The sequence below is a fragment of the Aeromonas sp. 159 genome, from assembly GCF_963862045.1.
Lineage (GTDB): Bacteria > Pseudomonadota > Gammaproteobacteria > Enterobacterales > Aeromonadaceae > Aeromonas > Aeromonas veronii.
Genome location: NZ_CAWLMI010000044.1, coordinates 17,392 through 30,068 on the forward strand (window position 1 = coordinate 17,392; position 12,677 = coordinate 30,068).

13 protein-coding genes are annotated in these 12,677 nt (G+C 56.9%); 5 read left to right on the forward strand and 8 right to left on the reverse strand.

Features of this window, described 5'->3' with window-relative positions:
- Positions 1–88 precede the first annotated feature (88 nt).
- From glmM to rlmE, 4 genes are read right to left on the reverse strand one after another with little or no spacing between them, the layout of a single operon-like run.
- Entirely contained in the window at positions 89–1,423 is a 1,335-nt protein-coding gene (glmM, locus tag AACR14_RS09110) for a phosphoglucosamine mutase (RefSeq protein WP_005338823.1), read from the reverse strand.
- Positions 1,424–1,438: 15 nt separating this feature from the next.
- Entirely contained in the window at positions 1,439–2,284 is an 846-nt protein-coding gene (folP, locus tag AACR14_RS09115) for a dihydropteroate synthase (RefSeq protein WP_019445921.1), read from the reverse strand.
- 59 nt (positions 2,285–2,343) lie between these two features.
- On the reverse strand, positions 2,344–4,290 hold the full coding sequence (gene ftsH, locus AACR14_RS09120) for an ATP-dependent zinc metalloprotease FtsH (RefSeq protein ID WP_019445922.1): 1,947 nt from the start codon (positions 4,288–4,290) through the stop codon (positions 2,344–2,346).
- A 45-nt stretch (positions 4,291–4,335) separates the two neighbouring features.
- Entirely contained in the window at positions 4,336–4,965 is a 630-nt protein-coding gene (gene rlmE / locus AACR14_RS09125; RefSeq protein ID WP_019445923.1) for a 23S rRNA (uridine(2552)-2'-O)-methyltransferase RlmE, read from the reverse strand.
- Positions 4,966–5,062: 97 nt separating this feature from the next.
- Between rlmE and yhbY the strand changes: the two genes are divergently transcribed.
- A complete protein-coding gene (yhbY, locus tag AACR14_RS09130; protein ID WP_005338829.1) occupies positions 5,063–5,359 on the forward strand; it encodes a ribosome assembly RNA-binding protein YhbY in 297 nt (98 codons plus the stop codon).
- A gap of 103 nt (positions 5,360–5,462) precedes the next feature.
- Positions 5,463–6,044 carry a hypothetical protein gene (locus tag AACR14_RS09135; protein ID WP_019445924.1) on the forward strand — a complete coding sequence of 194 codons (582 nt, stop codon included), beginning with the start codon at positions 5,463–5,465 and terminating at the stop codon, positions 6,042–6,044.
- 76 nt (positions 6,045–6,120) lie between these two features.
- Here the strand turns inward: AACR14_RS09135 and greA are convergent, their stop codons facing one another.
- The 3 genes from greA to pomA form a co-directional block, all read right to left on the reverse strand.
- Positions 6,121–6,597, reverse strand: a complete 477-nt coding sequence (gene greA / locus AACR14_RS09140) for a transcription elongation factor GreA (RefSeq protein WP_005338833.1) — start codon at positions 6,595–6,597, stop codon at positions 6,121–6,123.
- Between the two features lie 156 nt (positions 6,598–6,753).
- Positions 6,754–7,647 (reverse strand): flagellar motor protein MotB, encoded by an 894-nt coding sequence (locus AACR14_RS09145; RefSeq protein WP_005349528.1) that lies wholly within the window; start codon positions 7,645–7,647, stop codon positions 6,754–6,756.
- 8 nt (positions 7,648–7,655) lie between these two features.
- Positions 7,656–8,414: a flagellar motor protein PomA gene (gene pomA, locus AACR14_RS09150; RefSeq protein ID WP_005349525.1), complete on the reverse strand. Its 759-nt coding sequence runs from the start codon at positions 8,412–8,414 to the stop codon at positions 7,656–7,658.
- Positions 8,415–8,625: 211 nt separating this feature from the next.
- Between pomA and xseB the strand changes: the two genes are divergently transcribed.
- From xseB to dxs, 3 genes are read left to right on the forward strand one after another with little or no spacing between them, the layout of a single operon-like run.
- On the forward strand, positions 8,626–8,877 hold the full coding sequence (gene xseB, locus AACR14_RS09155) for an exodeoxyribonuclease VII small subunit (protein WP_005338838.1): 252 nt from the start codon (positions 8,626–8,628) through the stop codon (positions 8,875–8,877).
- The gene (gene ispA, locus AACR14_RS09160; protein WP_019445925.1) at positions 8,878–9,768 is read left to right on the forward strand and encodes a (2E,6E)-farnesyl diphosphate synthase; all 891 of its coding nucleotides are present in this window, start codon (positions 8,878–8,880) and stop codon (positions 9,766–9,768) included.
- 21 nt (positions 9,769–9,789) lie between these two features.
- Entirely contained in the window at positions 9,790–11,658 is a 1,869-nt protein-coding gene (gene dxs, locus AACR14_RS09165; RefSeq protein ID WP_019445926.1) for a 1-deoxy-D-xylulose-5-phosphate synthase, read from the forward strand.
- 74 nt (positions 11,659–11,732) lie between these two features.
- Here dxs and AACR14_RS09170 read toward each other — a convergent pair whose 3' ends face one another.
- Entirely contained in the window at positions 11,733–12,674 is a 942-nt protein-coding gene (locus AACR14_RS09170) for an ABC transporter permease (RefSeq protein ID WP_019445927.1), read from the reverse strand.
- Positions 12,675–12,677 lie beyond the last annotated feature (3 nt).

Here is a 12,677-nt window from a genome sequence, read left to right on the forward strand (position 1 = left end):
TGTTCAGCTGACAAGTGCTATTTTTAAATTTTTGAATCGTTTGAACAAGATACAACCAGGGCGGCTAAAAAGTCGCCCTGGTTGTTCATTAAAACGCCGATTCAACCTGCTTGGCGATGCGCTGAGCCATGTCACGCACCTGCTGTTCATGCTCCCCTTCGACCATGACCCGGATCAGCGGTTCGGTACCTGATTTACGCAACAGTACGCGACCACGGCCAGCCAGCTCCTGTTCCACCTTGGCAACCTCAGCCATGACAGCATCAGCGGCCAGCGGATCCTTGCCTTCGGCAAAACGAACATTCACCAGCACCTGCGGGAACTTGCTCATGCCGGAGCGCAGCTTGGCCAGCGGCATCTCGGCACTGCGCATGGCGGTAAGTACCTGCAAAGCGGCCACGATGCCATCACCCGTAGTGGTTTGATCCAGACAGATAATGTGGCCGGAGTTCTCGCCACCGATACGCCAGCCCTTCTCTTCCATCATCTCCAGCACATAGCGGTCACCCACCTTGGCACGGGCAAACGGAATGCCCAGGGTTTGCAGCGCCAGCTCCAGACCCATGTTGGCCATCAGGGTGCCGACGACACCGCCTTTGAGGCGACCATTGCGCAGGGCATCGCGCGCGATGATATAGAGCACTTCATCACCGTCGATGAGATAGCCGGTATGGTCAACCATGATCAGACGGTCGCCGTCACCATCAAAGGCAACCCCCAGATCGGCCTTGCACTCCAGTACCTTGGCAACCAGAGCGTCAGGCGCAGTCGAACCGACACCATCGTTGATATTGAGACCATCCGGGGCACAGCCCATGGTGATCACTTCAGCGCCCAGCTCGCGGAAAACCGAAGGCGCAATGTGGTAAGTGGCGCCGTGGCCACAGTCGACCACCATTTTCACCCCATCCAGATTCATGTGGGAGGGGAAGGTGCTCTTGCAAAATTCGATATAGCGACCGGCTGCATCATCAATGCGCACCGCTTTGCCAAGTTCGGCCGACTCGACACACTTGAGCTCGTGATCCAGCTCGGCTTCGATAGCCAGCTCGACATCATCGGGCAGCTTGGTGCCATCGGCGGAGAAGAACTTGATGCCGTTGTCGTAGAAGGGGTTGTGGGAAGCGCTGATGACGATGCCAGCTTCGGCACGGAAAGTGCGAGTCAGGTAGGCAACCGCCGGCGTGGGCATGGGCCCCATCAGAATGGCTTTAAGGCCTGCTGCGGAGAGCCCCGCTTCCAGCGCGGATTCCAGCATGTAACCGGAGATGCGGGTATCTTTGCCAATCAGCACCTTTTTGGTGCCCTTCTTGGAGAGCACCTTGCCGGCAGCCCAACCCAATTTCATTACAAAATCAGGGGTGATCGGGTATTCGCCAACCTTGCCGCGTACCCCATCGGTACCGAAATACTTTCTTGCCATTGTCTGTTCTCTTTATTATCTGGAAATAAAATCTTGTCCCGTCATTGCCAGCCAACCGACGCGCAATGCGTCCATGGTCTCCCGTACATCGTGTACCCTGATGATGCGGGCCCCATGCTGCATGCCGATAAGGGCGCATGCCAGACTGCCCGCCAGACGCTCATCCACCGGACGGCCCAGCAGGTTGCCTATCATAGACTTTCGCGACATCCCCACCAATAGCGGCAAGCCATAATCAAGCAGTTCCTTTTGAGCCGCCAACAGCTGATAGTTGTGTGCAAGGGTTTTGCCAAAGCCATATCCCGGATCCAGCAACAGCTCTTCACGACGGATCCCGACCGCCAGACAAGCCGCAATACGCTCATCAAAGAAGGCGCGAACCTCCCCGATCAGGTCCTCATAGTGCGGCTCGACCTGCATGGTTCTCGGCTGCCCCTGCATATGCATCAGACAGACCGGAACCCGAGCTTCGGCCGCGGCTTGCAGTGCTCCAGGTTCTTGCAGTGCCCGCACATCGTTGATCAGATGGGCACCCGCCTTGCAACCCTCCCGCATCACAGCCGCTTTGGAGGTATCGAGTGAGATCATCACATCCAGCTCACGGGCCATCTGCTCTACGACAGGAATGACCCTGTCCAGCTCCTCTTGCTCGCTCACATCGGGCGCACCAGGGCGGGTTGACTCGCCACCGATGTCGATGAGGGTCGCACCGTCAGAGACCATCTGGCGCGCATGGGCCATTGCCCGTTCAAACTGGTTGAAATTACCGCCATCGGAGAATGAGTCGGGCGTCACATTGAGGATCCCCATCACATGGGGACGATCGAGGGAGAGGCTGAGCCCCTTGCTGGTTAACTGCATTTTCATGTCCATCTGATAAAGAAAAACCCCGGGCAAGCCCGGGGTTTGGAGAGTCACGATTATTTGGCCGGCACGTCGTTGGCTTTGTCGATAGTGACATCCGCCACCGGTGCAGCCTCATCGGCAGGCTTGGCCTCGGCAGCCACAGTGGAACCGCCTTGCGGGGTATCACCGTGCTCGTCATGCCAGTTGCTCGGAGCACGTACCTCGCGACGCGCCATCAGATCATCGATCTGTTTGGCGTCAATGGTCTCGTACTTCATCAGCGCATCTTTCATGCTGTGCAACACGTCCATGTTATCCAGCAGGATCTGCTTGGAACGGGCGTAGTTGCGGTCGATGACCTGCTTGACCTCGGCATCGATCACGCGAGCGGTATCGTCGGACATATGCTTGGCCTTGGCCATGCTGCGACCGAGGAACACCTCGCCATCTTCTTCCGCGTAGAGCATTGGGCCGAGACGCTCGGACATACCCCACTGGGTCACCATCTTGCGGGCGATGTCGGTCGCTCGCTCGATGTCGTTGGAAGCGCCAGTAGAAACCTTCTCGGCACCATAGATCAGCTCTTCTGCCAGGCGACCGCCATACAGGCTGGAAATCATTGACTCCAGATGCTGCTTGGAGTGGCTCCAGCGATCCTGCTCCGGCAGATACATGGTCACACCCAGCGCACGACCGCGCGGAATGATAGAGACCTTGTAAACCGGGTCATGGTCAGGAACGAGACGACCAATGATGGCGTGACCAGCTTCATGATACGCAGTCATCTCTTTTTCGGACTCTTTCATCACCATGGAGCGGCGTTCCGCACCCATCATGATCTTGTCCTTGGCCTTCTCGAACTCGGCCATGGAGACCACTCGGCGGCTCTCGCGGGCAGAGAAGAGGGCTGCTTCGTTGACCAGGTTGGCCAAATCCGCACCGGAGAAACCGGGGGTACCACGGGCAATCAGCGCCGGATTGACATCATCCGCCAACGGAACTTTGCGCATGTGCACTTTCAGGATCTGCTCGCGACCACGGACATCCGGCAGACCGACCACAACCTGACGGTCGAAACGGCCCGGACGCAGCAGTGCCGGATCCAGTACGTCAGGACGGTTGGTGGCTGCGATGACGATGATGCCTTCATTGCCTTCAAAACCATCCATCTCGACCAGCATCTGGTTAAGAGTCTGCTCACGTTCATCGTGACCACCACCCAGACCGGCGCCACGCTGGCGACCGACCGCATCAATTTCATCAATGAAGATGATGCAGGGGGAGGATTTCTTGGCCTGTTCGAACATGTCACGCACCCGGGAGGCACCGACACCGACGAACATCTCCACGAAATCGGAACCGGAGATGGTGAAGAACGGCACTTTGGCCTCGCCCGCAATAGCCTTGGCCAGCAAGGTCTTACCGGTACCGGGAGGACCAACCAGCAGCACACCGGTCGGGATCTTGCCACCCAGTTTCTGGAATTTGCTCGGGTCGCGCAGATAGTCGACCAGCTCCTTCACCTCTTCCTTGGCCTCATCGCAACCTGCAACATCAGCAAAGGTAGTCTTGATCTGATCTTCGCTCATCAGGCGAGCCTTGCTCTTGCCGAACGACATGGCACCTTTGCCACCGCCGCCCTGCATCTGACGCATGAAGAAGACCCAGACACCGATCAGCAGCAGCATCGGGAACCAGGAGATGAAGATAGAGGTCAACAGAGACGGCTCTTCCGGCTTCTCGCCCATCACTTTGACATTGTGATTGAGCATGTCGTTGAGCAGCTGGGGATCCGGCGCAGGTATGATGGTGGTGAATCGTTCACCAGTACGCTTGACGCCATTAATGACCTTACCGTCCATCCGCACTTCACGGATCTGCTCTTGGGTCACCTCTTTAACGAAGCTGGAATAGTCCAGCTGGCGACTGGTGGTATCGCTGGGGCTGAAGCTATTGAACACCGACATCAAAACGACGGCGATGACCAGCCACAGGATTAAGTTTTTCGCCATGTCACTCAAATCAGTAACCTCGCAGACTGACAGTTAACGATGAAGGTTAGGGTACTACAGTTTAAAACCGGTAGCCACAATGTAGACTTCCCGTGATCTGGCGCGGGATGAGTCTGGTTTACGAATTTTGACAGCGGAGAAAAGTTTACGAATTTCATTGAGATAGGCATCAAAGCCCTCACCCTGAAACACCTTTACTACGAAACTGCCGTCACTACGCAATACCTGATTGCACATGTCCAGCGCCAGCTCGACCAGATACATGGCGCGAGCCTGATCCACCTGCTGGGTACCGCTCATGTTGGGCGCCATATCAGACATCACGACATCGACCTTTTCGGGACCCACTCGCTCCAGCAAAGCGCCGAGTACAGTTTCCTCCCGAAAGTCCCCTTGCAGGAAATCGACACCAGCAATGGGATCCATCGGCAAAATGTCACATGCGATGACACGACCCGAATCACCAACCTGTTCAACCGCAAACTGGGACCAACCACCGGGGGCAGCTCCCAAATCCACTACTGTCATGCCATGTTTCAGCAAGCGATCCTTGCCCTGGATCTCGTCAATCTTGAAAACAGCACGAGAACGCAGGCCCATTTTCTGGGCTTTTTTGACGTATTGATCGTCGAAATGTTCTTTTAACCAGCGAGTTGAACTGGGGGAACGTTTTTTCTGGGTCATGATAATCGACTTTAAAAAACCACAAGGGTTATTAGTATTAAGGGCTAAGTGGGGGTAGAATACGCCCCTTTCAACCCTGACTTATGAAGAAATTGCGATGATTCTCAACAATAAACAGAAACAGTACCTCAAGGGCCTTGCCCATAGCCTCAAGCCTGTCGTCCTGCTGGGTCAGCATGGTCTGACCGAAGGTGTACTGGCCGAGATCGATCTGGCGCTGAACCATCACGAGCTGATCAAGGTTAAGGTTGCCTCTGAAGATCGCGAAATGAAACAACTGGTTATGGATGCTATCGTCCGTGAAACCGGTTCAATCAAGGTGCAAAGCATGGGTCATGTGCTGACCATTTATCGTCAAGCCAACGAACCCAAAATCCAGCTGCCCCGCAAGTAAAAGGAAAGAGCATCGCTCTTTCCTTATTCCACTTCTTCCCGAGTCGCTTGCCAAAGTAGTCGCAAAGCCCTTAACCTGCGATGAATACTTCCGGACACGCATTATGGCTCACCCTCCTATTCTGACCGACGATGAGCTGGCCATGCTGCGGGACTTGGGGAGCAATCAGGACACCCATGTTCTGAGTGGTCACCTCGATGCCCCCATGCTTGGCTTGCTGCAAAAAGCCGAACACCTCGTACTCGAAGCCCGCTTCGCAGGCCATCAGCTGCGTTTTCCTCTGAGCTTTACCCAAGGGGAAGATGGCTTCGTCGAGCCCCGCTTATCTGCACCGGTCATCAGGGAACTGGGGTTTGCGCAACCGCGCGCCTGGCGTCTTACCCAAAAAGCCAAGCTATGCAGCGAGCTGGGCCTGTTTCAGGTACTCAGCCTCTCCCTCAACGGCCTCATCGTGGAAAATTTGCCAATCGACATGGTGGCCGATACCCCCATCAACGGCGAGCTCTGCATCGAGCAAGAGCCCCCTCTTCCACTACAGGGACGACTGGTTAGGCGCATTAAAGCCAATGCCGACCATGCCACCTGGGCACTGAGCTTTCAAATGAGCGAGAGCAACATCGAACGGCTGCGCCACTGGTTGTTTCAGCGTCATCAGGACGCCTTTACCGAGGCGTATCTGTCCTGATTTTTATCAATAATCATATAGATAAAGACAAACAGGGGAGCGCCAGCCCCCCTGTTTCATCGTCTGTAGCATTCGCTTAGATATAAGCGACTTCCAGTACTTCGTATTCCACATCACCGCCCGGCGTCTTGACGATAGCGACATCGTCCACTTCCTTGCCAATCAGGGCGCGGGCAATGGGGGAGTTGACAGAGATGAGGTTCTGTTTGATATCAGCCTCATCGTCACCCACGATGCGGTAAACCACCTCTTCCTCTGTCTCGCTCTTGAGCAGAGTCACAGTCGCGCCAAAAATAACGCGGCCGTTGTTGGTCATCTTGGTGACATCGATCACCTGCGCATTGGAGAGCTTGGCTTCAATCTCCTGAATGCGGCCTTCACAGAACCCCTGCTGCTCGCGAGCGGCATGGTATTCGGCGTTTTCCTTCAGATCACCGTGCTCACGGGCATCGGCAATCGCTTCGATAATCTGGGGACGAAGCTCGGTCTTGAGATAATCGAGCTCTTCGCGCAGCTTCTCAGCGCCGCGAACAGTCATCGGAGTATGATTCATAGTCGAAACCTGGGTTGCTTGAAAATAGAAACTGCGGCCATCTGCAAGGAGGCCGCAGCAATCGGTTCGGATGAGGCATCTTAATATGAAGCCAACACAAAATCCACGTCAGCCCCCTGATGCAGATCCCACTTGCGTCATCGACATTCCCTTCACTTACTTCCCTTCCGGTACGGAAATGGGGGCCGAAACAGTCGGTTTGCCCTGCATGATGGCGATCTCCACCCGCCGGTTCATCCGACGATTTTCCGGGGTCGTATTGGGCACCAATGGTTGGGAGTCCGCCATCCCCTGCACCACCAGTCGCCCCTGATCAAAACCGGGGACCTTCAGCATCTGGTGCGCCACCGCAACCGCCCGTTGCGACGACAGCTCCCAGTTGGACTGGAACAGCTCATCTTCGGTCGCCACGTTGTCGGTGTGACCGGAGATGGTGATTTCACCCGGCACATCCTTGAGCAGGGTCGCTACCTTGCGAATGACCGGCCAGAACTGTGGCTGCAGAAATGCCGAACCGGCCGGGAAAGATGCTTTTTCCCTGATCCGGATGATGATCTGCTGGCCCAGCGCCTCAATTTCGATAGCGCCATCCTGGATCTGATCTTTCATCTGTTCGGCGAGTGCTTTGGCCAGGGTATTGGACTGTTCTTGCGCCTTCTTCGCATCCTGCGCGGTATCGCCCCCCGTCTGTTTGCCATCACTCTTGTCCTGACCACCGGCCTGATCCGACTCGCCGGGCAGAAACTCCAGTTCGGTCTGGGTCAGATCGATGGTCTGCTGCATCACGGTATCAATCGGCGTGGGTTCCGGGCGACCGGGCCTGAACTCCTGGGCAATCACCGAGGTTCCCTTGGGAATATCTTTCACCTCAAGGATGTTCTGTACCCCGAATGCCTTGTCCATGGAACCGGCTATCTGCTTGAACTTCTGCACATCCATCTCGGCAAAGGAGAGCAATAGCACGAAGAAGCACATCAGCAGTGACATCAGGTCGGCAAAGGTTCCCATGTAACCAGGAAGACCTGGTGGTGGGCACTTGCAATCAGACATAGCGCCCCCTATTCGGTGCCAGTATTACGTTTGGACTGGTTCAGATAGTTTTGCAGCATGGACTGGATCACCCGCGGGTTCTGGCCATCCTGAATCCCCATAATGGCATCAAGGATCAAGGTACGACTGAGCTTCTCCTCCCCGCTGCGCAGCTCCAGCTTGTCGGCAATCGGGATCGCCAACATATTGGCCTCTATCGCACCGTATAGGGTGGTCAGCAAGGCCACCGCCATCGCCGGCCCGATCGACTTGGGGTCACTCATGTTGGCCAACATGGCCACCAGACCCACCAACGTACCTATCATCCCCATGGCTGGGCCCAGATCCCCAAGGGTACGGAAGACCTTGATGGCAATGACATGGCGCTCGGCTGTCAGGTCGATATCCTTTTCCATCACGGCACGCACCACTTCGGCATCGTGACCATCCACCAGCATGTCGATCCCTTTTTTCATAAATGCATTGGGGATCTCTGCGGCCTCCAGCGCAAGAAAGCCACCTTTGCGAGCCGCGTCAGCCAGTTCAACGGCTTTGGTAATCAGGTCTTCAAGCTTGTCGCCCTTGTACATAAAGGCTTTGCCCGCCACCTTGAATGCCATCAGGAACTGGCCAAGGTTGAACTTCATCATGGCGATGAAGATTGAGCCCAATACAGTGATGTAGACCGATGGCATATCAACATACATGCTCATGGGGCCACCCAGCAGCATGCCGTACACCACCACCCCGAAACCCAGCACTATCCCTATCAGACTGCCTAGATCCACGTCCCTACTCCTGTCACCGGTTCTTATGTCTATTTATAGTCTGTTGAATTTTCTGCTATTGCGACCCATGCGGCAAGCATGCATCCACTGAGAATGATGGCTCATTATCGGCCAGTTTAGCGAGAGTTTGAGAGGGCAATGCTTTTCTGCCTCCCCCCTGTGGACGGTCGATGTTAATATAAGCCGTTTTTTTCAATCCCCGAGGATGGACATGGCCAGTAAAAAAATCGACCGTCTGAGTTTTGATGCCACTCTGGAAGAGCTGGAAACCATCGTTCATCAGCTGGAACAAGGTTCCCTACCCCTGGAAGAGGCACTCAAGCAGTTCGAGCAGGGCGTTCATCTGGTACGGGCCGGTCAGCAGAAGCTGGAACTGGCCGAACAGAAGATCCAGATCCTGCTCAGTCAAGCCGATGGCAGTGACCAGCTCGCCCCCTTCCAGCCAGAACAAGGAGAGGAGTGAGTGGCGCTGGACCATTTTTCCCGTCTGCATCGTCAGCGTATTGACGACTGTCTGTCAGCACAACTTGAATCCTTGCCCGCCATGGCGCCACGCCTGCGCGATGCCATGAGTTATGGCCTGCTGCTGGGCGGCAAGCGGGTTCGCCCGTTTCTGGTCTACGCGGTCGGCGAGATGCTGGGCGTCAAGAGCGAACTGCTGGATGGCCCCGCGGCTGCCGTGGAGTGCATCCACGCCTACTCCCTGCTGCACGATGACCTGCCCGCCATGGATAACGACGACTTGCGTCGTGGTCAGCCAACCGTTCACAAGGCGTTTGACGAAGGAACCGCCATTCTGGCCGGTGATGCGCTGCAGACCCTGGCGTTCTCCATTCTGGCCGATCACCCCATGCCCGACTCCTTGATGGCCAACCGGGTGCGGATGCTGAGTACCCTCGCCCGCGCCTCCGGCTATCTGGGTATGTGTGGCGGTCAGGCGCTGGATCTGCAGGCCGAAGGGCGCCAGATCACGCTTGCCGAACTGGAGCAGATACACCGCCACAAGACCGGTGCGCTGATTGAATGCGCCGTGGCGCTCGGCGCCCTGTGCAAAGCCGATGTCGATGACGCCACGCTGGCCGCCCTGCAAACCTATGCCGCCGCGATTGGCCTCGCCTTTCAGGTGCAGGATGACATCCTCGACATCACAGGTGATACCGCCACCCTGGGCAAGCCGCAAGGTTCTGACCTGGCGCTGGAGAAAAGTACCTATCCGGCCCTGCTCGGACTCGAAAATGCCCGTGAGCTGGCTCGCGAACTGCATGGGAAAGCCTTAACAGCCCTGCAATCCTTGCCCTACAATACCGACATTCTGGAAGCGTTTGCCGATTACATCATCGAGCGAACCCACTAAACGCTGGATAACAGTAACAATATGAGCGTTGATATTAGCAATTTCCCCAACCTGGCCCTCGCGGACACTCCGGTCGAGCTGCGTTCCTTGCCCAAAGATCGGCTGCCGGTGCTGTGCAACGAGCTGCGCGAATATCTGCTGCGCTCTGTCAGCCGCTCCAGCGGACACTTTGCCTCCGGTCTCGGCACGGTCGAACTGACCGTCGCCCTGCACTACGTCTACAACACCCCGTTCGATCGGTTGATCTGGGACGTGGGCCATCAGGCCTATCCCCACAAGATCCTGACCGGGCGCCGTGATCAGATCCACACCATCCGTCAGAAGGATGGTCTGCACCCCTTCCCCTGGCGTGGCGAGAGCGAGTACGACGTGCTCTCCGTCGGCCACTCCAGCACCTCCATCGGTGCGGCGCTTGGCATGGCGGTCGCCGCCGAGAATGAAGGGCTGGGTCGCAAGGTAGTTGCAGTGATCGGTGACGGTGCCATTACCGCAGGGATGGCCTTCGAAGCGCTCAACCACGCAGGCGATGTGCACAAGGACATGCTGGTGATCCTCAACGACAACGAGATGTCCATCTCCGAGAATGTCGGGGCGCTCAACAACCATCTGGCCCGGGTCATGTCCGGCAAGCTCTACACCACCATCCGCGAAGGCGGCAAGAAGGTGCTGGCGGGTCTGCCGCCGGTCAAGGAGCTGGCCAAGCGGGCCGAAGAGCACCTCAAGGGAATGGTGGTGCCCGGCACCCTGTTCGAGGAGTTTGGCTTCAACTATATCGGCCCCATCGACGGTCACGATATCGAGGCACTGGTCGAGACCCTGCGCAACATGCGCAACCTCAAGGGCCCGCAACTGCTGCACGTCAAAACCAAGAAGGGCAAGGGTTACGAGCCGGCGGAGAAAGACCCCATCGGTTATCACGCCGTGCCCAAGTTCAATCCTGACGATTGTTCCCTGCCCAAGGCGAGCAGTGCCAAACCCACCTTCTCCGCCATCTTTGGCCAGTGGCTGTGCGACATGGCGGCCAAAGACGAGAAGCTGGTTGGCATCACCCCCGCCATGCGCGAAGGTTCCGGGCTGGTGAAATTCAGCCAGCAATATCCGGATCGCTACTTCGATGTGGCCATTGCCGAGCAGCATGCGGTCACGTTCGCCGCAGGTCTTGCCATCGCCGACAAGAAGCCGGTGGTGGCCATCTATTCGAGCTTCCTGCAGCGCGCCTACGATCAGGTGATCCACGACGTAGCGCTGCAAGATCTGCCGGTGCTGTTCGCCATCGACCGGGCCGGTCTGGTGGGCGCCGATGGCCCGACCCATCAGGGGGCGTTCGACATCAGCTTCCTGCGCACCGTGCCCAACATGGTAGTGATGACGCCATCTGACGAGAATGAGTGCCGCCAGATGCTCTATACCGGCTATCTCCATCAGGGCCCTGTCGCAGTGCGCTATCCGCGCGGCAGCAGCCTGAGCGACGCCCCCATCTCGTCAGAAATGCAGGCGCTGGAGCTCGGCAAGGGACGAATCCTGCGAGAGGGCAAGGGCACTGCCATTCTGGCGTTTGGCACCTTGCTGCACCACGCCAAAGCGGCCGCCGAAGTGCTGGATGCCACCTTGGTGGATATGCGCTTTGTCAAACCGATGGATGAGGCACTGGTGCTGTCGCTGGCAGCCAACCACGATCAGTTCGTCACTCTGGAAGACAACGCCATCATGGGTGGCGCCGGTTCGGCGGTGAACGAGTTGCTGATGCGCAGCAAACAGTGCAAGCCGGTGCTCAACCTCGGTCTGCCAGATCGCTTCGTCGAACAGGGTACCCAGCAGGAGATCTATGCCCTGCTCGGTCTGGACGATGCAGGCATCCAGCGCAGCATCGAAAGCTGGCTGAAAGCCTGACCTGCTGCTAGTTAAAGAACATACAAGAAGGGCGCCTGATGGCGCCCTTCTTGTATGTTCACTTCTGACCGGAGTTAACCCTTGTAAATCTTCGGGTTAAACACATCCCGCAGCCAGTCACCCAGCAGGTTGATGACCAGCACCAGCACCACCAGACAGATGCCCGGGAAGGCGGTTATCCACCAGGAGCCGGAGAAGATGTAGTTGAAGCCGACGCTGATAAGCGAACCGAGCGAGGGCTGATCAACCGGCATCCCCAGACCGAGGAAGGAGAGCGCCGCTTCGCTCATGATGGCGTTGGCCACCTGCACGGTGGATATCACCAGAATGGGCGACAAACAGTTGGGCAGAATGTGGCGGAACATGATGCGCGGTGCGCGGAACCCCATCACCTTGGCCGCTTCCACATACTCCTTCTTCTTCTCCGCCAGCACAGAGGCGCGCACGGTACGGGCATACTGCGGCCACTCTGCAATACCGATGATCACCACCAGCATCATGATGGCAAACTTCGAGTAAAACTCGGAGCCAAATGTTGCCTGAAAGATAGCGGAGATGATGATCGCCACCATCATGGTGGAGAACGACAGCTGCACATCGGCAAAGCGCATCAGCAGGTTGTCGATACGACCACCGAAGTAACCGGCAATCAGACCGATGACGATACCAAGCACCAGCTGCAGCGCCACCGCAAACAGGCCGATGGTGAGGGAGATACGGGCGCCATAGAGGATGGTGCTCCAGATATCCCGCCCTTGGTTGTCGGTACCAAGCCAGAAACGCTCCTCGCCGCCTTCGAGCCAGGAGGGGGGCAACTCGGCATCCATCAGATCAAAGCTGGTCTGGTCATAGACGTTGTGCGGGGCGAGCCAGGGCGCCAGCAGCGCCGCCAGCACGAACACCACAAACACCGCAAAGCTGAACATGGCTACCTTGTCCCGCAGGAAGTAGTAGACGATGTCAGAGTTCTTGAATCGTGCCCAACGGCTTGGGCTTGCAGTTACAGCATTAGTCATGCG

Coding starts and splice junctions, on each gene's coding strand:
- xseB (WP_005338838.1), top strand. CDS start 8,626: ATGGCCAGTAAAAAAATCGACCGTCTGAGTTTTGATGCCACTCTGGAA.
- greA (WP_005338833.1), bottom strand. CDS start 6,597: ATGAATCATACTCCGATGACTGTTCGCGGCGCTGAGAAGCTGCGCGAA.
- AACR14_RS09145 (WP_005349528.1), bottom strand. CDS start 7,647: ATGTCTGATTGCAAGTGCCCACCACCAGGTCTTCCTGGTTACATGGGA.
- dxs (WP_019445926.1), top strand. CDS start 9,790: ATGAGCGTTGATATTAGCAATTTCCCCAACCTGGCCCTCGCGGACACT.
- AACR14_RS09170 (WP_019445927.1), bottom strand. CDS start 12,674: ATGACTAATGCTGTAACTGCAAGCCCAAGCCGTTGGGCACGATTCAAG.
- AACR14_RS09135 (WP_019445924.1), top strand. CDS start 5,463: ATGGCTCACCCTCCTATTCTGACCGACGATGAGCTGGCCATGCTGCGG.
- yhbY (WP_005338829.1), top strand. CDS start 5,063: ATGATTCTCAACAATAAACAGAAACAGTACCTCAAGGGCCTTGCCCAT.
- rlmE (WP_019445923.1), bottom strand. CDS start 4,965: ATGACCCAGAAAAAACGTTCCCCCAGTTCAACTCGCTGGTTAAAAGAA.
- folP (WP_019445921.1), bottom strand. CDS start 2,284: ATGCAGTTAACCAGCAAGGGGCTCAGCCTCTCCCTCGATCGTCCCCAT.
- glmM (WP_005338823.1), bottom strand. CDS start 1,423: ATGGCAAGAAAGTATTTCGGTACCGATGGGGTACGCGGCAAGGTTGGC.